Below are 26,689 nucleotides of genomic sequence, written 5' to 3'. Positions count from 1 at the left end.
GGAGGGGTGAACCGCACCTCGAAGGCAGTCGTGCTGCTCGGTTCCCTCTGGGGACTGGTCTACTTCACCCTGCCCGAGGGTCTGATCGCCGAGAGCTTCTGGCTGGTGGGCGCCGTCGGCCTCGCCATCGCGACCGCGGTCGCCGTGTGGCGGATGCGGGCCCCGCGGACGGGGTGGGTGGCCATCGCCGCCGCCGTGTGCGTCTGGATCGCAGGCGACGTCGCCTACGCCTACCTCACCCTGGTCGCCGAGAGCGAGGCCTACCCGAACGCGAGCGACCTGCTGTACATCGCCTCCTACCCGATGATGGCGGTCGGTCTGACCCGGATGGCCCGGACCGGGACGGGACGGAGCCGACCCCAACCCGTCATCGACGGGCTGATCCTGGCCTCCGGCGCCGGCCTCGCCCTGTGGATCTTCTTCGTGACGCCGGCCGTCACCGACGCCGGCGAGCCGCTGCTGGCCCGACTCGTCACGGCCGCCTACCCGATCGGGGACCTGCTGCTGCTGGTCACCTGCACCCAGCTGCTGGTGCACCGGCTGCGGCCCTCGCCGTCCCTGTGGCTCCTCCTCGGCGCGGTCACCCTCAACCTCGCGGCTGACGTCTGGTACCTGTACCTCGCGTCCTACGCGACGTACACGGCCGGCCTGTCGGTCGACGCCCTCTGGTGGATCGCCTACGTGGGCTTCTTCGCGGCCGCCTCCCACCGCAGCGCCACCACCATCGCCGACGGGGCCGACCTCGAGTCCGCCGCCGACCTCCGCCCCGCCCGGCTGGTGCTGCTCTCGATCGCCGCGCTCGCCGCGCCGGTCCTCCACGCCGTGCTGAACGCGGTCGGCTCCCACGCGAGCGACCGCCAGCTGCTCGCCGCCACCATGGTCATGTTCGGCCTCGTGATCGCCCGCCTGTGGCTGGTCGCGCGCGACCTCGAGGAGAGCCGGGCGGACCTGCGCTACCGCGCCACCCACGATGAGCTGACCCGGATCGCCAACCGGGCGCTGTTCAACGACCACCTGTACGCCGCCGAGCGGGACGGGGCGCAGGGTGTCGCCCTGATCATCGACGTCGACGCCTTCAAGGCCGTCAACGACACCTTCGGGCACCACGCGGGCGACGAGGTCCTCCGCGCCGTCGCCGAGCGGCTGCTCACGACCGCGCCGAGCGGATCGGTGATCGCCCGGCTCGGGGGAGACGAGTTCGCGATCCTGCTGCACGTCGACGTGGCGGAGGCCCGGGTGGTGGCGGACCGCCTCGTCGAGGCCAACCGCCGGTCGGTCGTGGTGGGCGTCAACCACATCCGCACCTCCATCTCGATCGGCGGGGCCGTGCTCGGCGCCTCCGACAGCGCGCTGCGTCTGGCCGACGAGGCGCTGTACCTGGCGAAGGCCCGCGGGCGCGACTGCGCCGTCGTGCTGGACGCACCGCTCGACGGTGACGGCCACCCAGCCGTGGCCGCCGGCTCGGCCCTCGGCTGAGCCGCGGCGACGCGGCCTACGCTGGGCGGCCATGGAGGAGCACCTGCCCGCCGGCGCCGACCACCCCGACGCCGATCCGCTGGACGAGCGGACGGACCACTACGGCCGGCTGTACACGCCGTGGCGGATGGAGTACATCCGCGACCCCGGCCGGTCGGAGGAGGGGTGCCCCTTCTGCGTCGACGCCGACTCCTTCGACGACTCCCGGGTGCTCCACAGGGGGCAGACGGCGTTCGTGATCCTCAACGCGTACCCGTACAACCCCGGGCACGTCATGGTCATCCCGTACACCCACACCGACGACTACACGACCCTCTCGGCGGCGGAGACCCAGGAGATCGCCGACCTGACACAGCGGGTGATCCGCGCGATGGCCGCCACCGTCTCGCCGCACGGCGTCAACGTCGGCATGAACCTCGGGACCGTCGCAGGTGCCGGCATCGCCGACCACCTCCACCAGCACGTCGTGCCGCGCTGGGGTGGTGACACGAACTTCATGCCCGTCATCGGGCAGACCCGCGTGCTGCCCCAGCTGATGCGGGACACCTACGACCTGCTGAAGCCGGCGCTCGAGGCGCAGATGCCCTAGGCGATCGAGCGCCGCGTTTGACGGGCACCGTCCTGCGCTAGGGTCAGGCCCACATGGGACTCCGCGAACTCCTCGACGCCTGGCCCGTCGTGCGCCAGCTGCGCGGAGACGACCCCCTGGGACGGGGCGCCGCGGTGCGGTCGCGCCGGTCGGCCGAGCTCGTGCCCCGCACCACGACGGCTGACCGGGTGGTCGACTCGATCTGCCCCTACTGCGCGGTCGGCTGCGGCCAGCGCATCTACGTCTCCGACGGCGAGGTCACCCAGATCGAGGGCAACCCCGACTCGCCGATCTCGAAGGGCAAGCTCTGCCCCAAGGGATCGGCCAGCCGCAGCCTGGTCACGTCGCCCACGCGTGAGACGACGGTCAAGTACCGGCCGCCGCACGCGACGGAGTGGCAGGACCTCGATCTCGAGACCGCGATGGACATGATCGCCGACCGCGTGATCGCCACGCGGGCCGCGTCGTGGCAGGACGTCGACGAGGACGGCACGCCCCTCAAGCGCACGATGGGCATCGCCCACCTCGGCGGGGCGACGCTCGACAACGAGGAGAACTACCTCCTCAAGAAGCTCTACACCGCGATCGGGGCCATCCAGGTCGAGAACCAGGCCCGGATATGACACTCCTCCACCGTCCCCAGTCTGGGGACCTCGTTCGGTCGCGGCGGTGCCACGACCTTCCAGCAGGACCTGGCCAACGCTGACGTCATCGTCATCGAGGGCTCGAACATGGCCGAGTGCCACCCCGTCGGCTTCCAGTACGTCATGGACGCCAAGCGGAACGGCGCGACGATCATCCACGTCGACCCCCGGTTCACGCGGACCAGCGCGGTGGCGGACATCCACGTGCCGCTGCGCGCCGGCACCGACATCGCCTTCCTCGGCGGCATCGTCAACCACCTGCTGGCCACCGAGCAGTGGTTCCGCGACTACGTCGTCAACTACACCAACGCCCAGACGATCCTCGAGGAGGACTACGTCGACGCCGAGGACGGCGACGGGCTGTTCAGCGGCTGGGATCCCGACGACGGCAGCTACCTGACCACGTCCTGGCAGTACCGCGACATGGAGGCCGCCAGCGCGGCCGGCAAGCGCGAGATGGGGTCGGCGGCGGGGTCGGAGTCCGGGGGCCACGGCGGACGGCTGGAGCACGGCCACCCGCCGCACACCGACCCCACGCTCACCGACCCGATGTGCGTCTTCCAGCAGCTGAAGCGCCACTTCCAGCGCTACACGCCCGAGGTGGTCGAGGAGATCTGCGGGGTACCCCAGGAGCTGTTCCTCCGGGTGGCCGACGCGCTCGGCTCCACCGCCTCGCCCGACCGGGCCGCCGCGTTCTGCTACGCAGTCGGCTGGACCCAGCACTCCGTCGGCGTCCAGTACATCCGCACCGCCGCGATCATCCAGCAGCTGCTCGGCAACATCGGCGTCAAGGGCGGCGGCATCATGGCGCTGCGCGGCCACGCGTCCATCCAGGGCTCGACCGACATCCCCACGCTCTACAACATCCTCCCCGGCTACATCCCGATGCCCCACGCCGAGGAGTACGGCGACCTGCAGAGCTACGTCGAGCAGAACGCCTCGCCGACGGGCTACTGGGGCCACATGGATGCCTACCTGGTGTCGCTGCTGAAGGCGTGGTTCGGCGATGCCGCCACCGCCGAGGACGACTTCGGGTTCAACTGGCTGCCGCGGATCAGCGGCGACCACTCCGCCTACCGCACCGCGATGGACATGCTCGACGGGCTGGTCAAGGGCTACTTCGTGCTCGGCGAGAACCCCGCGGTCGGCAACGCGAACTCACGCCTGCACCGGCTGGCCATGGCCGAGCTCGACTGGATGGTCGTCCGCGACTTCCAGGAGATCGAGACCGCCAGCTTCTGGTACGACAGCCCCGAGATCGAGACCGGGGAGCTGGTCACCACCGACATCGGCACCGAGGTCTTCCTCCTGCCCGCCGCCACGCACGTGGAGAAGGACGGGTCGTTCACCAACACCCAGCGGCTGCTGCAGTGGCACGACAAGGCCGTCGAGCCCCCGGGCGACTGCCGCAGCGACCTGTGGTTCGCCTTCCACCTCGGCCGCCGCCTGAAGGCCCGGCTGGCCGACTCCGACGAGGCGCGCGACCAGGGCATGCGCCACCTCACCTGGGACTACCCGACCCAGGGGGCGCACGCCGAGCCGGACGCCGAGGCCGTCCTCGCCGAGATCAACGGCTGGGACGCCGACGGCAACCCGCTGTCGAGCTACACCCAGCTCGAGGCCGACGGCTCGACGGCGTGCGGCTGCTGGATCTACTGCGGCAGCTACGCCGACGGGGTCAACCAGACCCGACGGCGCAAGCCCGGCAGCGAGCAGTCCTGGGTGGCGCCCGAGTGGGCCTGGGCGTGGCCGGACAACCGCCGGCTGCTGTACAACCGCGCCTCGGCCGATCCGCAGGGCAACCCGTGGGACGAGGGGCGCAAGTACGTCTGGTGGGACCCCGAGGAGGGCCGCTGGACCGGCGAGGACACCCCGGACTTCAAGAAGACGCGGGCCCCCGACTACGTCCCCCCCGAGGGGGCGACCGCGGAGGATGCCCTGTCCGGCACCGACCCGTTCATCATGCAGTCCGACGGCCGGTCGTGGCTGTTCGTGCCCAACGGGCTGCTCGACGGTCCCTTCCCCACCCACTACGAGCCCCACGAGTCGCCGGTCCCGAACCTGCTGTACGGCCAGCAGGCGAACCCCGTCCGCCAGCAGTTCCCGCGCCGGGACAACGCCTACCAGCCGACCGGTGACGAGGCCGGCGCCGACGCCTACCCGTTCGTGATGACCACCTACCGCCTGACCGAGCACCACACCGCCGGTGGCATGAGCCGCTTCGTCGAGCACCTCAGCGAGCTGCAGCCCGAGATGTTCTGCGAGGTCAGCCCCGAGCTCGCCGCCGAGCGCGGGCTGGTCAACGGCGGCTGGGCGACGATCGTCACCTCGCGCACCGCCATCGAAGCGCGGGTGCTCGTCACCGACCGGATCCGGCCCCTCAGGGTCCAGGGCCGCACCATCGAGCAGGTCGGCCTGCCCTACCACTGGGGCTACAGCGGCATCAGCACCGGCGACAGCGCCAACGACCTGTTCCCGATCGTCCTCGACCCGAACGTCCACATCCAGGAGGTGAAGGCCGCCACCTGCGACATCCAGCCCGGCCGCCGGCCGCGCGGCCCGGCCCTGCGGGAGTTCGTGGAGGACCACCGACGTGGGGAGCCCCGCACATGACCGATCGCCTCACCACCTCCCCGGCCACCGTCGGCTACGACGACCCCCAGCCGCGGATGGCCTTCTTCACCGACACGACCGTCTGCATCGGCTGCAAGGCCTGCGAGGTCGCGTGCAAGGAGTGGAACGACGTCCCCGCCGGCGAGATGGCGTTGACCGGGTTCAGCTACGACAACACCGTCGGGCTGGACGCCGACAACTGGCGGGCGGTGCACTTCATCGAACAGCGGATCCCCCAGATCCGCCGCGACGGGGAGGCGGGGCTGTTCGTCGACGGGGAGCTCGACATCACCCGCGCCGACGGCGACGGTCGCGTCGCATCCGTCGACTCCGCCAGTGACCAGGGCTTCCGCTGGCTGATGTCGTCGGACGTGTGCAAGCACTGCACGACCGCGGCGTGCCTCGACGTGTGCCCGACCGGTGCGCTGTTCAAGACCGAGTTCGCCACCGTCGTGCTGCAGGACGACATCTGCAACGGGTGCGGCTACTGCGTCCCCGCCTGCCCCTACGGGGTCGTCGACCGGCGATCCGACGACGGGGGCGCCTACAAGTGCACGATGTGCTACGACCGGCTGAAGGGCGGGATGGAGCCCGCCTGCGCGCAGTCCTGCCCCACGGACTCGATCCTGTTCGGGACCTACGAGGACATGCGGGCGGCCGCCGCCGAGCGCCTGGACGAGGTGGTCGAGGCCGGCTACGTCGGCGCGCAGCTCTACGGCGCCGACGAGGCCAACGGGGTCGACGGCTGCGGGGCGTTCTTCCTGCTGCTCGACGACCCCGAGGTGTACGGGTTGCCGCCCGACCCGATCGCCGCCACGAAGTTCCTGCCGGGTGTCTGGCGGGCCGTCGGCGCCGCCGCGCTCGGCATGGGCGCGGTCATCGTCGGCGCGGTGGTCGCGGGACGACGGGCATGACGGACCCCCGTCCGTCGCTCACCGGCGGGAAGGGCTCGGTCGTCCCGCGCGCCGAGCCGCGCAGCTACTACGACCAGCCGGTCATCAAGCCACCGGTGTGGACCTGGGAGATCCCCTGGTACCTCTTCGCGGGCGGCATGGCGGGCGCCTCCTCCGTCGTGGCGGTGGCCGCGGACGCCATCGGCGATCGCGGCCTCGCCCGGGCGGCTCGGCGCATCGCCGGGGCGGGCGCGGTCGTCAGCCCGGTGCTGCTGATCTCCGACCTCGGCCGGCCGTCGCGGTTCCACCACATGCTGCGGGTGCTGAAGCCGACGTCGCCGATGAGCGTCGGGTCCTGGATCCTCGCCGGGTACGGCCCTGCGGCGGTCGGGTCGGCGCTGCTCGGCGAGCTGGGTTGGTTCCCGCGCCTGCGGCGGGTGGCCGACGCGGTGGCGGCGCTGCGCGGCCCGCCCCTGGCGACCTACACGGGCGCGCTGCTCGCCAACACCGCCGTCCCGGTGTGGCACGCCGCCCGCCACGAGCTGCCGGCGGTCTTCGCCGCCGGATCGGTGGCCTCGGCCGGGGCGGCGGGGGCGGTGCTGCGCCCGAACGACCCGGTCGCCCACCGGCTGGCGCTGATCGGCGGGGTGGCGGAGATCGCCGCGGCGCGGACGATGGAGCAGCGGCTGGGCGAGATCGGAGCCCCGTACCACGAGGGCCGGTCCGGCCGGCTCACGACGGCCGCGAAGGGCCTGACCGCCGCCGGCACCGCCTTGCTCGCACTCGGGGGTCGCCGGCGGAAGGCCGCCTCCGTCGCCGGGGCCGGGTTGGTGCTCGCCGGCATGGCGTCCGAGCGGTGGGCCGTCTTCACGGCCGGCTTCGCGTCCGCCCGCGACCCGAAGGCCACCGTCGGGCCCCAGCGCGCCCGCCTGGAGCGCGACTCGGAGTGATCGGCGGTTACCATCCCGCCCATGAGCGACGACCAGAGCTGGGGGCAGCCCCCGCCCCCGCCACCGCCTGACCAGGGCGGCTGGGGCCAGGACCCGGGTTGGGGGCAGCAGCCGCCACCGCCGCAGCCCGGCTGGGGGCAGCAGCCGCAGTGGGGGCAGCCGCCGCCGGGTCAACCCGGCCCGTGGGGTCCGCAGCCGAGCACCTCGTCGTCGGGCTCGAAGGTCCTGTGGATCGTCCTGGCCGTCGTGCTCGGCATCGTCCTGATCTTCGGCATCGGCGTGTTCCTCGTCATCCGGTCGGCGGGCGACACCGTCCAGGACGCGATCGAGAGCTTCGAGCAGCTCGACCTCGCCGAGCTGCAGGACGCCGAGATCCCCGACGCCCCCCGGCTCCTCGAGACGGGCGGATCGATCGGCGACGGCGACGTCGGCGAGTTCACCTTCGAGGTCCGGGACCGCACGAGGGTTCAGATCGACGTGGTGGGCCGCGGCGACTTCGATCCCGAGATCGCGCTGCTCGGCCCCGACGGCGTGCTGATCGACGAGGACGACGACGGCGGCTCGGCCTTCTTCGCGTCCCGCATCACCGAGACCCTCGACCAGGGGACCTACACCCTCGAGGTCACCGAGTTCGGCGGCGACAGCGGGTCCTTCGACGTCGTCGTCAGCGACCTCTGACTACCCTGGCACCGTGGCCGTCAACGCCTACTTCCGCGCGAGCACCGACCGGGTCGTCGTCCCGATCGGACGGGGGCTCGTGCGCCTGGGCGTGACCGCCAACGCGATCACCACCATCGGGCTGCTCGGCGTCCTCGCCGGCGTCGGGGTGGTGCTCGCGGGACGTCCGGTGCTGGGGGCGAGCGTCGTCGCCGTCGCGGTCGCCCTAGACGCCTTCGACGGGACCGTCGCGCGCCTCACCGGCACGTCGTCGCCGTTCGGCGCGTTCTACGACTCGGTCGCCGACCGGGTCTCCGACGCCACGATCTTCGCCGCCTACGCCTGGGTCGCCCGCGACGACGCGCTGGTGTTCACCCTCGTCATGATCGCCTTCGCGGCCGCGATGCTGACCTCCTACATCCGGGCGAAGGCCGAGTCGCTCGGCTGGGACGCCACCGTCGGCATCATCGAGCGCCCCGAGCGCATGGCGATCGTCCTGCCGTGCCTCGGCCTGGGGCTCCTGGCCCTCGGCGGGTGGGTCCTCGCCGTCGGCGGCCTGGTCACGATCGCCCAGCGCCTGGTCGCGGTCCGCCGGCAGGCCGGGCTGGATCGCGCCCGCCCGGGCGGGGGAGGATGGGGACATGCAGACCAAGATGATGATCGACGGTACGTTCAGCGACACCGCGAGCGGCGCGGTCTTCGAGGTGGAGGACCCCGCGACGGGTGAGACCATCGCCGAGGTCGCGGCCGGCGGCCCAGAGGACGTGGTCCACGCCGTCGCGAAGGCGCACGTCGCGCAGCAGCGGTGGGCGGCGACCCCGCCCCGGGACCGGTCGGAGATCCTCCGGCGGACCTGGGAGCTGATGGTCGCCCACGCCGACGAGCTCGCCGGGCTGATCACCGCCGAGAACGGCAAGCCGCTCTCGGATGCGAAGGGGGAGGTGTCCTACGCCGCCGAGTTCTTCCGCTGGAACGCCGAGGAGGCTGTCCGGATCCGCGGCCAGATCGGCACCGCGCCCGCCGCGGACAAGCGGATCATCGTCCACCACCCGCCGATCGGCGTGGTGGTCATGATCACCCCGTGGAACTTCCCCGCGGCGATGATCACCCGCAAGCTCGCGCCGGCCCTGGCCGCGGGGAACGCGGTGGTGATCAAGCCGCCGAAGCAGACGCCGCTGACCAGCCTGCGGATCGGTGAGCTCCTGCTCGAAGCCGGTCTGCCGGACGGCCTGGTCAACATCGTCCCGACCACCGACTCGTCGTCGTGGGTCGAGACCGCCGTCGCCCAGACGCCGGTGCGGATGCTGAGCTTCACCGGCTCGACCGAGGTCGGTCGGATCCTGCTGCGACAGGCCGCCGACCGGGTGCTGAAGACCGTGATGGAGCTCGGCGGCAACGCCCCGTTCATCGTCTTCGACGACGCGGACCTCGACGCCGCGGTCGAGGGGGCGATGACGGCGAAGATGCGCCACTCCGCGGAGACCTGCACCGCCGCCAACCGGTTCTACGCCCAGCGCGGCATCGCCGAGGACTTCACCGCCGCACTCGCCGAGCGGATGGGGCAGGTGACGGTCGGCCGGGGCACCGAGGAGGGTGTCGGGTGCGGCCCCATGATCGACGCCGACGCCGTCGAGTCCCTCACCCGCCTGGTCGGCTCCGCCACCGGTGACGGCGCGAGGATCGCCGTCGGCGGCAAGGCCATCGACGGTCCCGGGCACTTCTTCGAGCCGACCGTGCTGGGCGACGTCGACCACGCGAGCGAGATCGCCCACACCGAGATCTTCGGGCCGATCGCGCCCGTCTACCCCTTCGACGACGTCGACGCGGTCGTCGCGATGGCCAACGACACAGAGCTCGGCCTGACCGGCTACGTGTACACCCGCGATCTGGCGAAGGGCCTGTCGGTCAGCGAGCGCATCCAGGCCGGCATGATCGGCCTCAACAAGGGCCTGGTCAGCGACCCCGCCTCCCCTTTCGGCGGCATGAAGCAGTCCGGGCTCGGCCGTGAGGGCTCGACGGAGGGCATCTACGAGTTCTGCGAGACCCAGTACATCGCCACGGACTGGTAGCCGCGTAGTCTCCGGGGCGATGCACGTGGCCTCGGACCCCGACGCGCACGACCCGACACCGATGGTGCCGGGTCTTCCACGTGCCCCGCGGGCCGAGCACGGACCGGGCCCCGACGGCCGCTACGCCTACCGGGGCAGCGGCCTGGCCGGGGCGGTGGTGGACCGCAACCACGGGGCGGTCGACCGGGTGCCGCCGCCGCGGACCCCCGAGACCCGCCGCCAGCGGCTCTCCGGCCACGTCTGGGAGGGGGTCTGGGAGGGCACGCGCCGGGTCCCGCGGTCGGTGGCCTTCGGGTTGGGCGCACTTGGCGGGCGGGTGGCCACGAGGGTCGCCGACGACGGGATGATCCGGCGGAACCTGTCCCGCGTGGTCGGTCCGGCCGAGCTCGACGCGACGGTCGCCGAGGCCTATGCCAGCTACGCCCGCTACCACGTCGAGGCGTTCCGGGCGGCCGACATCGACCCGTCCTGGCTCGACGAGCGGACCACGACCGGTGGCTTCGAGCACCTCGACGCCGTGCTCGAGACGGGTCGTGGCGCCATAGTCCTCCTCGCCCACCACGGGTCGTGGGACATCGCCGCGCGGTGGGCGGAGAGCCACGGCTACCACCTCGCCTGCGTCGCCGAGGTGCTGCGGCCGCGCCAGGTGTTCAAGAAGTTCGTGACGATGCGCGAGGCGCTCGGCCTCGAGATCGTGCCGCTGCGACGCGGCGACGATCTCACCGGACGGCTGCGGGACGTCCTGGCCGCCAACCACCTCGTGGGCCTGCTCAGCGACCGCGACCTGTCCGGGCGCGCGCCGCTCGTCGACTTCTTCGGCGAGCCGGCCCGGATCCCCGCCGGCCCGGCCCTCCTCAGCAAGCGGACCGGTGCGGCGATCGTCCCGATCACGATGCTCCACCGGCCGGGGCTGCGCTACCACCTGCAGGTCCTCCCGGCCTTCTCCACCGCGGAGATGACCGCACGGGAGGGCGTCCAGGCGACCGCCCACGCCCTCGAGGACCTGATCCGCCTCGCGCCCGCGCAGTGGCACGCCTTCCAACCGATCTTCGAGGCGGACCGGCCCTCGTGAAGGTCGCCCTCGTCTGCCCGTACGACTGGTCCAAGCCCGGTGGGGTGAAGGCCCACGTCGCGAACCTCGCCGAGTTCCTCCTCGAGCGGCACGAGGTGCGGATCTTCGCGCCGACCAGCGGCCGCCTCCCGCGCGAGGGCATCAACCGGTACGTCCAGCACGTCGGCCGGCCGGTGCCGATCCGCTACAACTCCTCCGTCGCCCCCGTCGGCCTCGGGCCGCGGGTGGTGTACCGGATGCGCCGCGGCCTGCAGGAGTACGGGCCCCACATCACCCACATCCACGAGCCGCTCGCCCCGTGGGTGTCGATGGCCGCCACGGTCGGCGGGCCGATGCCGAAGATCGGCACGTTCCACGCCTGGTCCGACTCCGACCGCATCTACCGGGCGACCGCCCCGTTCATCCGCAAGATCGTGCAGGACCTGAAGGTCCGCGTCGCCGTCAGCCCCTCGGCCCAGCGCTTCGCCGCCGAGGCCATGGGGGTGCCGACCAGCAGCTTCACGATCCTGCCGAACGGCGTCGACGACCACCGCTTCGCCGGCGCCGAGCCGCTCGAGGCCCTCGTCGACCCCGACCGGCCCCTCCTCCTCTTCGTGGGGCGCCTCGAGAAGCGCAAGGGGCTCGAGACCCTCATCAAGGCGTTCCTGCGGTTGCGTGCCTCGGGTCACCACCTGCGGCTGTGCGTCGTGGGGGAGGGGCCCGAGCGCGAGCGCTGCCAGCACATGGTCCCCCCGAGCCTGCGCACCGAGGTCCTCTTCGTCGGCGCGGTCTCCCACGCCGAGCTGCCCCGCTACCACGCCTCCTCGGACGTCTTCGTGTCCCCGGCCATCGGTGGCGAGTCGTTCGGGATCGTCCTCCTCGAGGGCATGGCCGCCGGGCTGCCGGTGGTCGCCAGCGACATCCCGGGCTACCGGACGGTGATGTCCGACGGCGTCCAGGGCCGGATGGTGCCGCCGGGCGACTCGATCGCGCTGGCCGACGCCCTGGACGCCCTGCTGGCCAACGCGAAGCTGCGGTCGGCGATGGCCGCGGAGGGCGAGCGGACCGCGAAGGAGTACAGCTGGTCGGTGATCGGCTCGCGCGTCGAGGAGATCTACCGGGAGGTCCACCGCGGCTTCGTGGCCGAGCAGCTCGCCGCGGCCGGGGAGGCCGGCGAGGCGGACGTGCCAGCTGGTCGGAGCACCTCCTGAGCGTCGCTACACTCCCTCCCTCGTGAGCACCCGCCACCTGACCGCCCTCCTCCTCGTCCTCGCCCTGGCGATCGCCGCGTGCTCGGGCTCGGGCGAGCCGGAGGAGACCGCCTCGCCCACCCCGGTCGCCGTGCCGACGACGGAGTCGACCCCCACGCCGACTCCCACGCCGACGCCGACGCCGACCGCGACCGAGGAGGTGGCCACCCACCCGCTGACGGGGGAGGAGGTCGCGGACCCTGCCCGCCTGGACCTGCCGGCGCTCGGCATCAAGGTCGACAACTCGCCGGCGGCCCGCCCCCAGCTGGGGCTCGATCAGGCCGACATCGTCTTCGAGGAGCTCGTGGAGGGCGGCATCACGCGCTTCCTCGCCGTGTTCGGGTCCACCGACCCGGGTGAGGTGGGTCCGGTCCGGTCCGGTCGCGACGTGGACGCCGACCTGTTCCCGCCGTTCCAGGGGATCCTGGCCATCTCCGGCGCCGCTGCCCCGACCTACAACGTGCTGTTCAGCGCCGGGCTGACGGTCTTCGAGGAGGGGCAGGCCGGCGGGGCGATCTACCGGGTGGGCGACCGGGCGGCCCCGCACAACCTGAACGCGATCGCCCAGCGCCTGTGGGACGCCGGCACCGACGCGCCGCCGGCCACCGAGCCGTGGCCCTTCGACGCCGAGGTGCCCGACGACGGCACGCCCGTCGAGGCGGTCGCCGCCGCGTTCAGCGACGACTACAGCCACTCCTGGGCGTGGCGCGCCGACCGCGAGGTGTTCGAACGCGGGCAGAACGGCACCCGCCACCTGGCCGCCTCCGGACAGCAGGTGGCGGCCGAGAACGTCGTCTACGCCTCGGTCGGGATCCGCGGCGGGGGAGGGGTCGACGTCTCCGGCGCCCCGACCGTCGGGGTCGACCTGATCGGGGAGGGACCTGCCACGTTCCTCCGCGACGGGCAGGTCTTCACCGGCTCGTGGCGGAAGACGTCGCGCGACAGCCAGTTCGAGTGGCTGGACGCCGACGGCCGGATCTTCCCGCTGGCGCCGGGGCGGACGTGGGTCGAGCTGCAGCCCAACGCCTTCGGCGTCGACACCGCCCCGACCGGCCCGATCAGCGCGGATGCCCCGACCGAGGAGCCGACGGAGGGCTGACGGTCTCCGTCGCGGACCCTCTGTCGCACCTCTCAGCGACAACGGGTCCTCGGGTCGCCTCGGTGGGACTGCCGTCGGGCCTGGTGACGTGGTGGATGTCGCCCGGGTGTGGGCCGGATCCACCACGTCGGGGCGCATGGGCCGGCGATGCCCCTTCTACGCCGCTGGCGGACTCAGAGCCGCTGCGGCGTCGGGCGCGGGGCGCGGGTGTCGCGAACCGGGGACGTGCGAGGTGCCGCCCAGCGCGCGGCGGCGTGCGATCCGACGCCGCATCCGCCACCGCGTCTGGTGGCACACGGTGCCGATCGCGTAGCGGCCGCGGGCGGGCTTGCGCACTCGCCCGCGGTCGACCTCCCACCGCAGCGCGTCGGAGACCGTCTTGCCGGGCCGTCCGAGGACGTCGAAGCCCGCGCGGTCGACCGCCGCGACGAGCTCACCCACCGTCAGCGCGCGCCGTTCGCGGTGCAGGATCAGGATGAGCAGGTAGCGCAGCTCGGTCCCGCGGAGGCACGGACGCCCGGGCTCCGGGGGGAGGCGGTGCACGTCGGTGGCCGCTCGGGACATCGTGATCGGGGCCGGTGGTGGCAGTGAGTCCTCCATGCACCGGATGGTGGGCCACCCGTGCGACAGGGTCGCCCACTCGGTCCACAGGCGCGCGGCCACCCACCGACTCCGACGGCCGGTGTCGCTGCAAGGTGCGACGGCACCCCTCCCCTACGAGGGTGCCCCTGGTCGTCGCGGTGGCAGTGGCCTGCCGCAGTGGCCCGCGGGGTGGCGGATACCATGACGGCCATGAGCGAGTCCACCACTGAAGTGACCGGCACGCGCCGGGTCAAGCGCGGCCTGGCCGACATGCTCAAGGGCGGCGTTATCATGGACGTCGTCACACCCGAGCAGGCCGTCATCGCCGAGGAGGCCGGCGCGGTCGCCGTCATGGCGCTCGAGCGCGTCCCGGCTGACATCCGCGCCCAGGGCGGGGTCGCACGCATGTCGGACCCCGACATGATCGACGGGATCATCGACGCGGTGTCGATCCCGGTGATGGCGAAGGCGCGGATCGGCCACTTCGTCGAAGCGCAGGTGCTGCAGTCCCTCGGCGTGGACTACATCGACGAGTCCGAGGTGCTGACCCCCGCCGACGAGGCCCACCACATCGACAAGCACGCCTTCACCGTCCCGTTCGTGTGCGGCGCGACGAACCTGGGCGAGGCGCTGCGGCGCATCGCCGAGGGCGCGGCGATGATCCGCTCGAAGGGCGAGGCGGGCACCGGCAACGTGGTCGAGGCCACCCGGCACATGCGGGCGATCCGCGGCGAGATGGCCCGGCTCAGCCGGCTCAGCGCCGACGAGCTCTACTCCGCGGCGAAGGAGCTGCAGGCGCCGGTCGAGCTGGTCCGCGAGGTCGCCGAGACCGGCACCCTCCCGGTGGTGCTGTTCACCGCCGGCGGGATCGCCACACCCGCGGACGCCGCGATGATGATGCAGCTGGGCGCGGACGGCGTGTTCGTCGGATCGGGCATCTTCAAGTCCGGCAACCCGGCCCAGCGGGCCCGCGCGATCGTGCAGGCCACCACCTACTGCAACGACCCCGACGTGATCGCCAAGGTGTCCCGCGGCCTCGGGGAGGCCATGGTCGGCATCAACCTCGACGACCTGTCGGAGACCCAGCGGCTGGCCAGCCGCGGCTGGTAGGTACGAGCCCCTACAAGAGGTCCTGGATCGGGTTGACGATCGCCTCGGCCCACTTCTTGTAGATCGGGCGGTCGCGCCAGCCCTCGAGGTCGATCAGCTCGGACGCGGCGACGTCGTCGGCGAAGTGGCCCTCGAGCGTCTCGCAGAGCCCCTCGGAGAAGACGGCCAGGCAGATCTCCTCGTTGTGGCGCATGCTCCGCTCGTCGATGTTGGCGGAGCCGACCAGCGCGATCTGGCCGTCGATCGTGAGGGTCTTCGCGTGCAGCATCGTCTGCTCGTAGTGGTGGATCGTGACGCCGCACTCGAGCAGCTGCTCGTAGTCGTCGGAGCTGGCCAGGTGCACCACGCGCTTGTCGAGGTGGGTGCCCGGCAGCAGCAGCTGGACGTCGACGCCGCGCGTCGCCGCGTCGCACAGCAGCTCGAGCATCCTCTCGCCCGGCACGAAGTACGCGGTGGTGAGGTGGATGCTCGACTCCGCCGCCCGGAGCAGGGCGTCCATCGCGAGGCCGATGTCGTGCCAGAACGGGCCGGACGTCCCCCGGAGCACGAGGACGTCGCAGTCCCCGGCCCGGTCCAGGTCGGGGAAGGTGTCGTCGTCGGTCCACGTCGGGTGCCCGCACTCCACCCAGTGCTCGATGAACGCGGCGGTCATCGCACGGACCGCGGGACCGCGGACGCGGAAGTGGGTGTCGCGCCACTCGTCGGGGTTCCGCGCGTCCCCCTCCCACTCCTCGGCGATGCCGACCCCGCCGGTCATCGCGGTCGACTCGTCGCACACCAGCAGCTTGCGGTGGGTCCGGTGGTGCAGGCGGGTCGGGCGGTCGTCGACGGTGCGGAACATCTCGACGTGGCAGCCCGCCTCGCGCATCTCCTCCACGAGCTCGGAGTTCATCGAGAAGGCGCCCACCGCATCGAGGATCACCCGGACGCGCAGCCCGTCCCGCGCGCGCTCGGCCAAGGCGTGCGCCATCTTCTGGGCGATGTCGCCCGTCCAGTACACGTACGTCAGCAGGTCGATCGTCCGCTCGGCCCGCTCGATGCACTCGAGCATGGCCGGGAAGATCTCGTCCCCGTTGCGGTAGACGTCCACGGCGTTGCCGACCGAGACGGTGGCGCCGGTGACCCCCTCCAGGATGGTGCGCGCTCGATGCATGGCGCTCGGTGTACCCGGCTGACCCTCCGTGGAACCCGTCACGTGGCGGCTCCGGCGATCTGGGCGCCGAGCAGCAGGCACGCCAGGCAGAGCAGCACCACCCAGGGGGTGAGGGAGCGGGTGAGCGAGATCGACGCGGGGTCGCCGATGATCTCCTTCCGCTTCTGCTGGGCCAGCCGGATGACGGCGTCGACGTCCTCGGTGGCGGTCATCTGGATGTTGGGGGCGCCCTCGACCTTCAGGACCGGGTTGATCCGCCACCACGCGGCGTCCGGCATGATCACGGCGTCGACCGCCTTCCAGTCGATGTCCCGGGGCGCACCCACCCCCTGGCGCTCGTGGAGGCCGCGGGTGGTGACCTCCAGGCGCCAGCTCCACTCGCGCACGGTCTGGAGCGCCACGATCGCGGGGTAGGCCAGCACGCCGAAGTCCGACAGGTCGGCGTTGACCGCGGCCCAGCTGACGATGACGACGAGGGTCAGCATCGCGGCGACGCGGATCTGCGGGGGGCGGGTGATGACGAGGGCCTTCATGGGACGCCGATCCTGCCACCCCGCATAGGTTGGGGGCGATGACGACCACGATCGGCGTGCTGGCGCTCCAGGGCGACGTGGCCGAGCACCTCCACATCCTCGAGGGGCTCGGCGTCACCGCCGCGCCGGTCCGCCACGCCCACGAGCTCGACGGCCTCGACGGGCTCATCATCCCCGGCGGGGAGTCGACGACCATCGGGAAGCTGCTGACCCTGTTCGAGCTGATGGCGCCGCTCAAGAGCCGCATCGTCGACGGCATGGGCGTCTTCGGGACCTGCGCGGGCGCGATCCTGCTCGCCTCGCAGGCCACCCACCACGACGGCCGACCCGCCGACCAGCCCCTGCTCGGCGCGATGGACATCACGGTGCGCCGCAACGCCTTCGGCCGCCAGGTCGACAGCTTCGAGGCCGACCTCGACGTCCGCGGCGTGGACGGCGGACCGCTGCGGGCGGTGTTCATCCGCGCCCCCGCCATCGAGCGGGCCGGCGAGGGCGTCGAGGTGCTCGCCCGGGTGGGGGACGAGGCGGCCGGCGATAGCATCGTGGTCTGCCGTCAGGGCCGGCTGCTGGCGAGCGCGTTCCACCCGGAGCTCGCCGGCGACCCCCGTCTGCACCAGTTGTTCCTCGAGATGCTCAGGGTGACGTAGATGTCCGGACACAGCAAGTGGTCCACGATCAAGCGCAAGAAGGGCGCTGCCGACGCGAAGCGCGGCAAGCTCTTCGCCCGCCTGATCAAGGCCATCGAAGCCGCAGCCCGCGAAGGTGGCGCCGACCCCGACGCGAACCCGACGCTCGCGACCATGGTCCAGAAGGCGAAGGACGCGTCGGTCCCGAAGGACAACATCCAGCGCGCGCTCGATCGGGCCTCCGGCAAGGAGGGCGGGGGCGCGCAGTGGGAGACGGTGTTCTACGAGGGCTACGCCCCCGGCGGCGTCGCGGTGTACGTGGAGTGCCTGACCGACAACCGCAACCGTGCGGCCGCTGACGTGCGGGCGGCGTTCACCAAGCACGGCGGGTCGCTCGCAGAGCCCGGCGCGGTCAACTACCTCTTCACCCGGACCGGCGTGCTCACCGTCCCGGCGGACGGGACGTCCGAGGACGACCTGCTCGTGGCCGGCCTGGAGGCGGGCATCGAGGACGTCACCGCCGACGACGAGCAGTTCACGATCACCTGCGCGCCCGAGGACGTGAACGGCCTGCGGAAGGCCCTCGAGTCGGCGGGCATCACCGTCTCCTCGTCGGACTCGACGATGCTGCCGAGCGTCAACGTCCCGATCACGGACGAGGACTCGGCGAAGAAGGTCCTGCGGATCATCGACGCCCTCGAGGACGCCGACGACGTGCAGGAGATCTACGCCAACTACGACATCGCCGACGACCTGCTGGAGGCCGTCGCGTAGGGCATGTCGGCGCTCGGGGGGGAGGGCTTGGAGCAGGAGTCGATCCGGCGGATCGGCAACCTGTTGCCGGTCCCGGTCTCGGTGCTCGACACCTCCGGGCGGTCGGTGTGGGCGAACGAGGCCTATTGCGACCTGGTGAAGATGCCGTTCGAGGACGTCATGACCCGGACGGTCCAGGACGCCGTGCACCCGGACGACCTGCCGGCCTGGGAGGAGGCGCTCGCCCGCGCCATCGCCGGTGAGATCGTCGAGGTCGAGCTGCGCACCCTCGACCGCCAGGGCAACGACCTCCAGGTGGTCTACGCCATCCGGCACGAGCCGGTCAGCGGCCGCGTGTACGCGGTCAGCCAGGACATCCCCGACCACCGTCGCGCCGCGCGGGTGCTGCACCACGCGGCTACGCACGACGCGCTCACCGACGTCGCCAACCGGGCCGCGGCGCTGACCCAGCTCGACGCGTGGCTGGCCGACGGCGTCCCGGTCGCCGTCGCGGTGGTCGACGTCGACGGGTTCAAGCTGATCAACGACCGGATGGGCCACCGGGTCGGCGACGAGGTCCTCCGCGCCCTCGCGCGGCGCATCGAGGCCGCGGCGCCCGAGGGCGGGGTGGTCGGCCGGATGGGCGGCGACGAGTTCGTGGTGCTGGCGCGGGGAACCCGCGGGGACGCCACGCCGGCTGCCCTGGACGCGCTGTCGGCTGGGCTCGCCGAGCGCCTCCACGCGGTGTCGGGCGAGGTCACCGTCCTCGGCCGGCGCGTGCGGCTGAGCGTCAGCGTCGGGGCGACCGCTGCCCTCGACGGCGACGCCGAAGGGGTGCTGCACGAAGCCGACACCGCGGCATCGTCCGCCAAGCGGCAGGGACCCGGCCGGATGCGCAGCTACGACGCGGACCTGCGCCGCTGGGACTCCGAGCGGGCGGCGATGGAGCGGCGGCTCAGCCGTGCGCTGGCCCGCGGGCAGATGACCGCGCACCTCCAGCCCGTGGTGAAGGTGGACGGCGGCGACATCCGCGCCGTCGAGGCGCTCTCCCGCATGGCCACCCCCGACGGGGTCGTCGCCGCGGGCCGCTTCATCGAGGCGGCGGACCACCTCGGCGCGTGGCCGCGGATCTCCTGGCGGACCCGCGAGGCCGCGTTCGCCGCCATGGCGCAGCTGCCCGGGTGGGTGCGGCTGAGCGTGAACCTCGACACCGAGGACCTCGCCGGTCCGGGGTCCCTGCACCGCGTCGTCGAGCAGGCCGCCGCCTTCGGCGTGCCCGCCGGCCGGCTGGTCCTCGAGCTGACCGAGACGATGCTGATGCGCGACGTCGCGCAGGTCACGCAGAGCCTCGCGGCCGTCCGCCGGCTGGGGGTCATGATCGCGGTCGACGACTTCGGCGTCGGCAGCTCGTCGCTCCGCTCGGTCAGCGAGCTGCCGATCGACGTGCTGAAGGTCGACGCCTACTTCGTCGCCGCCGCGCGCCGCGGCCACGCCCCCCGGGAGGTGCTGCGCGCCATCGCCGGGCTGGGGCCGGCCCTGGGGATCCGCACCGTCGTCGAGGGGGTGGAGGAGCCGGCCGACCTCGAGCTCGCCACCGACCTGGGCTTCACCCACGCACAAGGCTGGCTGGTCGGTCTCCCGTCGCCCGTCGAGGACCTCGTCGGCCACCCGGGGCTGGCTCACCCCAGTCGGCTGTGACGCTGCTAGGGTCAAACGCATGTTCGGACGGATCGTGCTGGGGGTGGACCCCGGCCTGGCCCGCTGCGGGATCGCGGTGGTGGCCGCAGGACGGCCACGCCCGTCGCAGCTGCACGCCGAGGTCGTCGCCACCGGGGCGGACACGCCGCACGGGCAGCGGCTGCACGCGGTCCACCGGGCGATCGAGGCGACGCTGGTCCGCCACGACGTCGACGTGCTGGCGGTGGAGCGGGTCTTCATCAACGCCCAGGCCCGCACCGGCATCGGCGCCGCGCAGGTCGTCGGCCTGGTCCACCTGCTCGGCGCGGTCCACGACCTGCCGGTCGTCGAGTACACCCCGTCGCAGGTCAAGGCGGCGGTGACCGGCGTCGGCGACGCGGCGAAGGACCAGGTCGGCTACATGGTCGCCCACCTGCTCGGCCTCGACGCGCCACCCACCCCGGCTGACCGCGCCGACGCCCTCGCGGTCGCGCTGTGTGACCTGCAACAACCAGGCGACCTGCAACAACCCGGTGTTCGCAACCAACCGGCTGGCTTGCCGCCGCGACTCGCCGCGGCGCTGGCCGACGCCGGCCCGGGCCTCGCGCCGATCCGCCGACCGGGGGAGGGGAGGGGACGGTGATCGCCCTCCTCCGCGGCGTCGTCGCCCAGCTCTCGGCTGGCGAGGTGATCCTCGACGTCGCCGGCGTCGGCTACCGGGTGCGGGTGCCCACCGGCGCGCGTCTTGCCGGACGCGGCGAGGAGCTGACCCTCCACACCCACCTCGCGGTCCGCGAGGACGCGATGGATCTGTACGGCTTCACCGGCCCCGCCGACCGCGACCTGTTCACGGTCATGCTCAGCGTGTCCGGGGTCGGCCCGAAGATCGCCCTGGCCGCCATCGACACCCTGGGCGCCGACGGCCTCCGGGCGGCGGTGATCGCCGACGACGTCACCGCCCTGACCGCCGTGCCCGGGGTCGGCAAGAAGGGCGCCCAGCGGATGATCCTCGAGCTGCGCTCGAAGGTCGGGTCGCTGGGCGACCTCGCCACCGCCGGCGCCACCAGCGTCGGCGCGGGCCCGACGGCGAGCGATCCCCGGTCCGAGGCCCGCCTCGCGCTCGGCGCCCTCGGCTACGGCGCCGGCGAGGTCGAGGCGGCCCTGCGCGGCCTGCCCGGCGATGCGAGCGCCGAGGACCTGATCCGCCTGGCGCTGCGCGGTCTGGCGACCTGATGGACGCCGACCGCGAGCCGCTGCTCGACCCCCAGCCCGCCGCCGACGACGCGGACCTCGAGACGTCCCTCCGACCGCGCCGCCTGGGGGAGTTCGTCGGCCAGGACCGGGTGAAGGCCCAGCTCGAGCTGATCCTGACCGGTGCCCGCCAGCGCGGTGCGGCCGCGGACCACCTGCTGTTCAGCGGCCCGCCGGGGCTCGGCAAGACGTCCCTCGCCCACATCGTCGCCGCCGAGATGGACGCGGCCCTGCGGGCGACGAGCGGCCCGGCGCTCGAGCGCCCGGGCGACCTGGCCGCCATCCTCACGAACCTCGAGCAGGGCGACGTCCTGTTCCTCGACGAGATCCACCGGCTGCCGCGGGCGGTGGAGGAGATCCTCTACCCGGCGATGGAGGACTTCGTCCTCGACATCGTCGTCGGCAAGGGCCCGGCCGCGAAGGCCTTCCGGCTGCCCCTCCCCCCCTTCACCCTGGTCGGGGCGACGACCCGCACCGGTCTGCTGACCGGCCCGCTGCGCGACCGGTTCGGCTTCGCGACCCGGCTCGAGTTCTACGAGGCGGCCGACCTCACCCGCATCGTCGGGCGCTCCGCCGAGCTGCTCGGGGTGCCGGTGGACACCGCCGGGTCGGAGGAGATCGCCCGCCGCAGCCGCGGCACGCCCCGGATCGCCAACCGCCTCCTGAAGCGGGTCCGCGACTACGCCGAGGTCCGCGGCGACGGCACCGTCGACGCCGCCACGGCGGCGGCGGCCCTCGAGATGTTCGAGGTCGACCACGCCGGCCTGGACAAGCTCGACCGGATGGTCCTGCACCGCCTGTGCGGCGACTTCGGGGGCGGACCGGTCGGGTTGGGCACGCTCGCGGTCGCGGTCGGCGAGCAGCCCGACACCGTCGAGGACGTCGTCGAGCCGTTCCTGATCCAGCGGGGGATGCTCGCCCGCACGCCCCGCGGCCGGGTGGCGACCGCCGCCGCGTTCGCCCACCTCGACCTGCCGTTCGCCCCGCCGGAGGCCGACGTCCCCCGACTGTTCGAGGGCTGACCCGGCCGACGGCGGGCGCAGCGGCCTCTCGGTGAGGTGCTACCGTTGCTCGTCGCGCCAGGCAGTGCGCTGACCTCGCGTGCGCCTGCACCCCGGTCGATCGACCGCGGCGCGCCACGACCGAGACTCCAACGGCTGGACCAAGGGTTCGACATGGCCATCACCACCACCATCATCGCGAGCGCGTCCGACGCCATCCTCCTCGCCGAGAACGGCGGGGACGGCGCCGCAGCCGCGAACCCCATCGCCTCGCTCCTGCCGTTCCTGCTGATCGGCCTCGTCTTCTACTTCCTGATCATCCGCCCCCAGCGGAAGCGCCAGCAGGAGCAGCAGTCGATGCTGAAGAAGCTGGGCATCGGGGACCGGATCGTGACGATCGGCGGGTTCCACGGCGAGATCGTCGGCCTGACCGACGACACGATGAGCGTCGAGATCGCCCCCGGCACGGTCGTGACGATGGCCCGCAACGCCGTGAGCAAGTCGCTCACCGAGCCGAGCGATGACCTCGACGACCTGGACGACGACTTCGACGACGACTTCGGCGACGAGGACGACTTCGACTTCGACGACGACGTCGACACCGTCGACGACGACCGCCCCACCGACGACGGGACCCGCTAGCCCTTGGACTCCCACGTCGAGTCCGAGCTGCTGCCTGCCAGCGTCCCCCTCGGCGGGAGGACCGCGGAGGGGCTCGAGCAGACCACCCCGGAGCAGTCGACCGGCCGCAGCCGCATCCCGCTGCTCGACACCGTGCGCCAGCACGCCGAGATCTCCGGCATGCTCGAGATGGCCGACGAGTTCCTCTCCGCGCAGGGCTTCACCGAGCACGGCTTCCGCCACGCCAACCTGGTCGGGCACATCGCCTACAACGTCCTGACCCACCTGGGCCACGACGAGCACCTCGCCGAGCTCGGCGCGGTCGCCGGCTACCTGCACGACATCGGCAACGTCGTCAGCCGGTCCCAGCACGGCCAGACCTCCGGGATCATCGCCTTCACGGTGCTGCGCGAGCTCGACATCCCGATGGTCGACATCGCCCAGATCATGGGTGCGGTCGGCAACCACGAGGAGCAGTACGGCGTCGCGGTCAGCCCGGTCAGCGCCGCGGTGATCGTGGCCGACAAGTCCGACGTGCACCGCTCGCGGGTGCGGGACACCGGCGACATCGAGGCCGACATCCACGACCGGGTCAACTACGCCGTCACGTCGAGCTTCCTCCGCGTCTCCGATCGGATCGAGCCGGAGCCGATCAGCGAGGAGGCCGGCTTCGAGAAGGAGCTGGACGACGTGCGGCGCGAGGAGGGACTCGACCCCGCGCGCGACCACTCCCCGGCGCGGATCACCGTGCCGTCGAAGACCCTCACGCTGGAGCTCGAGGTCGACACCTCGGTCACCCCGGTCTTCGAGTACTTCGAGATCTTCATGGAGCGGATGGTCATGTGCCGTCGCGCCGGCCGCACGCTGGGCGCCGAGTTCAAGATCACCGTCAACGACGTCCCGGTGCTGTAGCCCATGTCACGAAGCCGCCTGACCGCCCTCATCGTCGCCTACCTGGTGTTCCTGGGCGCGCTCTGGACCTGGATCCTCGTCGCGGGCCTCGAGCCCCGGCTGGGCCTCGACCTGCAGGGCGGCGTCAGCGCCGACCTGATCCCCGCGCAGGGGCAGGGTGAGATCGACGTCGAGGTCCTCGACCAGACCGTGCAGACCATCCGCGAGCGCGTGGACGCGCTCGGCGTGGCCGAGCCGGACATCGCCCGTCAGGGCGACACCGTCCAGGTGCAGCTCCCCGGCGTCGCCGACCAGGCCCAGGCCCGCGAGATCATCGGCCGCACCGCCCAGCTGCAGTTCCGGCCGGTCCTCGCCGAGATCCCGCCCGGCACCACCGGCGAGTTCACGCCGCCGACCGCCGAGGCGCTCCCCCTCCCCTCCGAGGACGCGCTCCCCACTGAGGGCGCCGACCCGGCCCCGGAGGCCAGCAAGACCGTCGCGCAGGCGGACCCCACCGAAGCGCCCGCCAGCGAGGAGCCCGTCAGCGAGGCGCCCGCCACCGAGGAGCCGGCGGCGCCGGTCGACGCCGGGGCCACCTGTGACGAGCGGGACGACCTGAGCGTCCCCGACCCCGACGAGCCGGTCGTGCTGTGCCTGCGCACCACCGACGCGAACGGCGACGAGCTGCCCCGCGACCAGTGGGCCCGGCTGCAGCTCGGACCGGCGACGGTCTCCGGCGACTCCCTCACCGACGCGCGCGCCGAGATCGCCCCCGGCGGGCTCGGCCAGACGTGGCTGACCGCGCTCGAGTTCGACTCCGAGGGCGCCGACGCGTTCGAGCAGATCACCGCCGAGCTGGCCTGCAACCAGGGCGTCACCCGCCAGCTCGCGATCGTCCTCGACAACGTCGTCGAGCAGGCCTCGCCGATGGCCCAGGACATCGCCTGCGGGCAGGGCATCCCGAACGGCCAGGCCGTCATCCAGGTGGGGGAGGAGGACGCCGCGAAGGACCTCGCCCTGGTCCTGCGGTCCGGTGCCCTCCCCATCCAGCTCGACTTCGGGACCTTCCAGACGATCAGCCCGACGCTCGGCGAGGACTCCCTCGACGCCGCGCTCGTCGCCGGCGTGATCGGCCTCGCCCTCGTCACCGTCTACCTGGTCGTGCTGTACCGCGGGCTCGGCCTGCTCGCGGCCCTCGAGATCGTCGTCGGCGTCGCGACCATCTACGGCCTGCTCATCGTCCTGGGCGAGCTCGTCGGGTTCACCCTCACCCTCGCCGGCATCGCCGGCATCATCATCTCCATCGGCATCGCCGGGGACTCCTCGATCATCTACCGCGAGCGGTACCGCGACGAGCTGCGCGCCGGGCGGACCATCCGCACCGCCGCCGAGCACGCCTTCCACAACTCCTTCAGGACCAACTTCACCGGCGCCGTCGTCAGCTTCCTCGCCGCCGTGGTGCTGTACTTCCTCGCCGTCGGGCCCGTCCGCGGGTTCGCCTTCACCCTCGGCATGTCGACGATCATCGACGTGCTGCTGTTCGCCACCTTCACCCGCGGGATGTTCGGCCTGGTCGCCCGCAGCCCGAAGCTCGCGTCCGCGCCGTGGGTCGGCCTCGGCGCCGGGGTGACCGACGAGCAGCGGCAGGCCGCGCAGGAGCGCAGCACCGTGGCCCGCACCCGCCGCGCCGGCAAGAAGGGACGCAAGTGAGCGACTCGACCGCCACGCCGACCCGGCCGGAGGGCCGCGACGGCATCCTCACCCGCCTGGTCACCGGCCAGACCGAGATCGACTTCATCGGCCGGTCGCGGCTGTGGCTCCTCGTCGTCATCGCGATCCTCGCCGTCAGCGCCCTGGCGCTGCTCGTCCGCGGGCTCGACTTCTCGATCGAGTTCGTCGGCGGGTCGTCCTTCACCGTCGTCGACGCCGACCACACCCTCGACGTGGAGGAGATCGAGGCCGCGCTGACCGAGGCCGGCATCGACGAGACCATCGTCCAGATCCTCGACGACGGCGCCGGGGCCGAGGTGTCCACGCAGGCGCTCAGCGAGAACCCCGACGTCAGCGAGGACGACGTCATCGACGTGCTCGCCGAGCTGAGCGGCGGGGAGGTCAGTGCCTCCACCATCGGGCCCCGCTGGGGGGCGCAGATCACCGAGCAGGCGGTCCGCGGGCTCGTCGTCTTCCTGCTGCTCGTGGTGGTCTACCTGAGCATCCGCTTCGAGTGGCGGATGGCCGTCGCCGCGATCGCCAGCCTGGCCCACGACATGATCGCCTCGGTCGGGCTCTACGCCCTGACCGGCTTCCGCGTGTCCCCCGCCACCGTCATCGCGTTCCTCACCATCCTCGGGTACTCGCTGTACGACACCGTCGTGGTGTTCGACCGGGTGGACGAGGAGACCAAGGCCCTGTCCGGGGTGTCCACGCGCACCTACGGCGAGGTCGCCAACGGCGCGCTCAACCACGTCCTGATGCGGTCGCTGTCGACCGCGGTCACGTCGATCCTCCCCGTCGCGGTGCTCGTCGCGATCGGCTTCGCGGTCACCAGCGTCGCCACGCTGCTCGACCTGTCCCTCGCCCTGTTCATCGGCATGCTCCTCGGGCTGTACTCCTCGGTCGTGGTCGCCGCGCCCCTGCTGGTGTGGCTGAAGGAGCGCGAGCCCAAGTACGCCGAGCTCAAGCAGCGCGCCCGCGGCGCCTGACCGTCCACAGGCGGACCATCCGGTCGGTGTGCGCGCCGATCACGCTGGGTACAACCAGATGAGCAGTCAGCGCGGGCATCGGATGTGGAACAGTGCAGTCGAGCGACATCGTGACAGGGGTCGAACCGCCTGCGTTCGAATCCGTCGCCCGTGAGGTCGCCGCCGCGCTCAGCCAGCGGGTCGGGATCCGCCGGTGGACCCTCGCCCGCGAGGTGGAGGGGGTCCGCATGCGGACCCGCCTCGACGCCGCCGACGTCGGTGCCACCCCCACCGAGGGCTGCCTGACCGAGCTCCGCGCGCTGCTCGAGGACGGCGACCCGGTCGTGATCCTGGACCTCGACGCCGATCCCGGCAGCTCCGACGCGCTCGCCGACCAGCTCGAGGGCGTCGTCGTCGCGACCTGGCTGCGCGACGCCGAGGGCACGCCGCTCGCCATGCTCGTCGGCTCCGATCCCGATCCTCCGGCGATCGACGTCGCGTCCGCGCGCGACCACCTCC

General features: G+C 72.6%; 26 protein-coding genes. 23 read left to right on the top strand and 3 right to left on the bottom strand.

The window, feature by feature from the left end; translation table 11 throughout:
• Positions 1-6 precede the first annotated feature (6 nt).
• From ACEQ2X_RS15890 to ACEQ2X_RS15840, 11 genes are read left to right on the top strand one after another with little or no spacing between them, the layout of a single operon-like run.
• A complete protein-coding gene (locus ACEQ2X_RS15890; protein WP_370326812.1) occupies positions 7-1,476 on the top strand; it encodes a diguanylate cyclase domain-containing protein in 1,470 nt (489 codons plus the stop codon).
• 31 nt (positions 1,477-1,507) lie between these two features.
• Positions 1,508-2,065: an HIT domain-containing protein gene (locus tag ACEQ2X_RS15885; RefSeq protein ID WP_370326811.1), complete on the top strand. Its 558-nt coding sequence runs from the start codon at positions 1,508-1,510 to the stop codon at positions 2,063-2,065.
• Between the two features lie 53 nt (positions 2,066-2,118).
• A complete protein-coding gene (fdh, locus tag ACEQ2X_RS15880; protein ID WP_370326810.1) occupies positions 2,119-5,322 on the top strand; it encodes a formate dehydrogenase in 3,204 nt (1,067 codons plus the stop codon).
• Positions 5,319-6,236, top strand: coding sequence for a 4Fe-4S dicluster domain-containing protein (locus ACEQ2X_RS15875; RefSeq protein ID WP_370326809.1), 918 nt, complete (start codon positions 5,319-5,321; stop codon positions 6,234-6,236). The genes fdh and ACEQ2X_RS15875 overlap by 4 nt, the downstream gene beginning before the upstream one ends.
• A complete protein-coding gene (gene nrfD, locus ACEQ2X_RS15870) occupies positions 6,233-7,165 on the top strand; it encodes an NrfD/PsrC family molybdoenzyme membrane anchor subunit (RefSeq protein WP_370326808.1) in 933 nt (310 codons plus the stop codon). Before ACEQ2X_RS15875 ends, nrfD begins: the two co-directional genes overlap by 4 nt.
• Before the next feature lie 21 nt (positions 7,166-7,186).
• Complete coding sequence (locus tag ACEQ2X_RS15865) at positions 7,187-7,843, top strand: DVUA0089 family protein (RefSeq protein ID WP_370326807.1); 657 nt, start codon at positions 7,187-7,189, stop codon at positions 7,841-7,843.
• 13 nt (positions 7,844-7,856) lie between these two features.
• Positions 7,857-8,549, top strand: a complete 693-nt coding sequence (locus ACEQ2X_RS15860; protein ID WP_370326806.1) for a CDP-alcohol phosphatidyltransferase family protein — start codon at positions 7,857-7,859, stop codon at positions 8,547-8,549.
• Complete coding sequence (locus ACEQ2X_RS15855; protein WP_370326805.1) at positions 8,464-9,891, top strand: NAD-dependent succinate-semialdehyde dehydrogenase; 1,428 nt, start codon at positions 8,464-8,466, stop codon at positions 9,889-9,891. The genes ACEQ2X_RS15860 and ACEQ2X_RS15855 overlap by 86 nt, the downstream gene beginning before the upstream one ends.
• Positions 9,892-9,910: 19 nt before the next feature.
• On the top strand, positions 9,911-10,963 hold the full coding sequence (locus ACEQ2X_RS15850; protein WP_370326804.1) for a phosphatidylinositol mannoside acyltransferase: 1,053 nt from the start codon (positions 9,911-9,913) through the stop codon (positions 10,961-10,963).
• Positions 10,960-12,153 carry a glycosyltransferase family 4 protein gene (locus tag ACEQ2X_RS15845; protein WP_370326803.1) on the top strand — a complete coding sequence of 398 codons (1,194 nt, stop codon included), beginning with the start codon at positions 10,960-10,962 and terminating at the stop codon, positions 12,151-12,153. Before ACEQ2X_RS15850 ends, ACEQ2X_RS15845 begins: the two co-directional genes overlap by 4 nt.
• Before the next feature lie 22 nt (positions 12,154-12,175).
• The gene (locus tag ACEQ2X_RS15840; RefSeq protein WP_370326802.1) at positions 12,176-13,291 is read left to right on the top strand and encodes a DUF3048 domain-containing protein; all 1,116 of its coding nucleotides are present in this window, start codon (positions 12,176-12,178) and stop codon (positions 13,289-13,291) included.
• Positions 13,292-13,447: 156 nt separating this feature from the next.
• Here the strand turns inward: ACEQ2X_RS15840 and ACEQ2X_RS15835 are convergent, their stop codons facing one another.
• Entirely contained in the window at positions 13,448-13,891 is a 444-nt protein-coding gene (locus tag ACEQ2X_RS15835; RefSeq protein WP_370326801.1) for a hypothetical protein, read from the bottom strand.
• A gap of 192 nt (positions 13,892-14,083) precedes the next feature.
• Here ACEQ2X_RS15835 and pdxS point away from each other — a divergent pair, with 192 nt between their 5' ends.
• Positions 14,084-14,983, top strand: coding sequence for a pyridoxal 5'-phosphate synthase lyase subunit PdxS (gene pdxS, locus ACEQ2X_RS15830; RefSeq protein ID WP_370326800.1), 900 nt, complete (start codon positions 14,084-14,086; stop codon positions 14,981-14,983).
• 10 nt (positions 14,984-14,993) lie between these two features.
• On the opposite strand, the gene ACEQ2X_RS15825 is transcribed toward pdxS, so the two are convergent.
• Positions 14,994-16,136: a phosphatidylserine/phosphatidylglycerophosphate/cardiolipin synthase family protein gene (locus ACEQ2X_RS15825; RefSeq protein ID WP_370326799.1), complete on the bottom strand. Its 1,143-nt coding sequence runs from the start codon at positions 16,134-16,136 to the stop codon at positions 14,994-14,996.
• 38 nt (positions 16,137-16,174) lie between these two features.
• Entirely contained in the window at positions 16,175-16,669 is a 495-nt protein-coding gene (locus ACEQ2X_RS15820) for a hypothetical protein (RefSeq protein ID WP_370326798.1), read from the bottom strand.
• 38 nt (positions 16,670-16,707) lie between these two features.
• Between ACEQ2X_RS15820 and pdxT the strand changes: the two genes are divergently transcribed.
• The 11 genes from pdxT to ACEQ2X_RS15765 all read left to right on the top strand — a co-directional run.
• Positions 16,708-17,316, top strand: coding sequence for a pyridoxal 5'-phosphate synthase glutaminase subunit PdxT (gene pdxT / locus ACEQ2X_RS15815; RefSeq protein ID WP_370326797.1), 609 nt, complete (start codon positions 16,708-16,710; stop codon positions 17,314-17,316).
• Positions 17,317-18,069, top strand: a complete 753-nt coding sequence (locus ACEQ2X_RS15810; RefSeq protein WP_370326796.1) for a YebC/PmpR family DNA-binding transcriptional regulator — start codon at positions 17,317-17,319, stop codon at positions 18,067-18,069. It abuts the gene before it with no gap.
• 3 nt (positions 18,070-18,072) lie between these two features.
• Complete coding sequence (locus ACEQ2X_RS15805) at positions 18,073-19,746, top strand: putative bifunctional diguanylate cyclase/phosphodiesterase (RefSeq protein ID WP_370326795.1); 1,674 nt, start codon at positions 18,073-18,075, stop codon at positions 19,744-19,746.
• Positions 19,747-19,765: 19 nt separating this feature from the next.
• Positions 19,766-20,368 (top strand): crossover junction endodeoxyribonuclease RuvC, encoded by a 603-nt coding sequence (locus tag ACEQ2X_RS15800; RefSeq protein ID WP_370326794.1) that lies wholly within the window; start codon positions 19,766-19,768, stop codon positions 20,366-20,368.
• Positions 20,365-20,958 carry a Holliday junction branch migration protein RuvA gene (gene ruvA / locus ACEQ2X_RS15795; protein ID WP_370326793.1) on the top strand — a complete coding sequence of 198 codons (594 nt, stop codon included), beginning with the start codon at positions 20,365-20,367 and terminating at the stop codon, positions 20,956-20,958. The genes ACEQ2X_RS15800 and ruvA overlap by 4 nt, the downstream gene beginning before the upstream one ends.
• The gene (gene ruvB, locus ACEQ2X_RS15790; protein WP_370326792.1) at positions 20,958-21,998 is read left to right on the top strand and encodes a Holliday junction branch migration DNA helicase RuvB; all 1,041 of its coding nucleotides are present in this window, start codon (positions 20,958-20,960) and stop codon (positions 21,996-21,998) included. The genes ruvA and ruvB overlap by 1 nt, the downstream gene beginning before the upstream one ends.
• Before the next feature lie 153 nt (positions 21,999-22,151).
• Positions 22,152-22,619: a preprotein translocase subunit YajC gene (yajC, locus tag ACEQ2X_RS15785; protein ID WP_370326791.1), complete on the top strand. Its 468-nt coding sequence runs from the start codon at positions 22,152-22,154 to the stop codon at positions 22,617-22,619.
• Between the two features lie 3 nt (positions 22,620-22,622).
• Positions 22,623-23,510, top strand: coding sequence for a phosphohydrolase (locus tag ACEQ2X_RS15780; RefSeq protein WP_370326790.1), 888 nt, complete (start codon positions 22,623-22,625; stop codon positions 23,508-23,510).
• 3 nt (positions 23,511-23,513) lie between these two features.
• Positions 23,514-25,199: a protein translocase subunit SecD gene (secD, locus tag ACEQ2X_RS15775; RefSeq protein WP_370326789.1), complete on the top strand. Its 1,686-nt coding sequence runs from the start codon at positions 23,514-23,516 to the stop codon at positions 25,197-25,199.
• On the top strand, positions 25,196-26,191 hold the full coding sequence (gene secF, locus ACEQ2X_RS15770; RefSeq protein ID WP_370326788.1) for a protein translocase subunit SecF: 996 nt from the start codon (positions 25,196-25,198) through the stop codon (positions 26,189-26,191). The genes secD and secF overlap by 4 nt, the downstream gene beginning before the upstream one ends.
• 110 nt (positions 26,192-26,301) lie before the next feature.
• On the top strand, positions 26,302-26,689 hold a 388-nt coding region (locus ACEQ2X_RS15765), incomplete at its 3' end, for a hypothetical protein (RefSeq protein WP_370326787.1).

This window comes from Euzebya sp., assembly GCF_964222135.1.
Lineage (GTDB): Bacteria > Actinomycetota > Nitriliruptoria > Euzebyales > Euzebyaceae > Euzebya.
The sequence above is the reverse complement of the archived record's forward strand: the minus strand, read 5'-3'. Positions and strand labels throughout refer to the sequence as shown.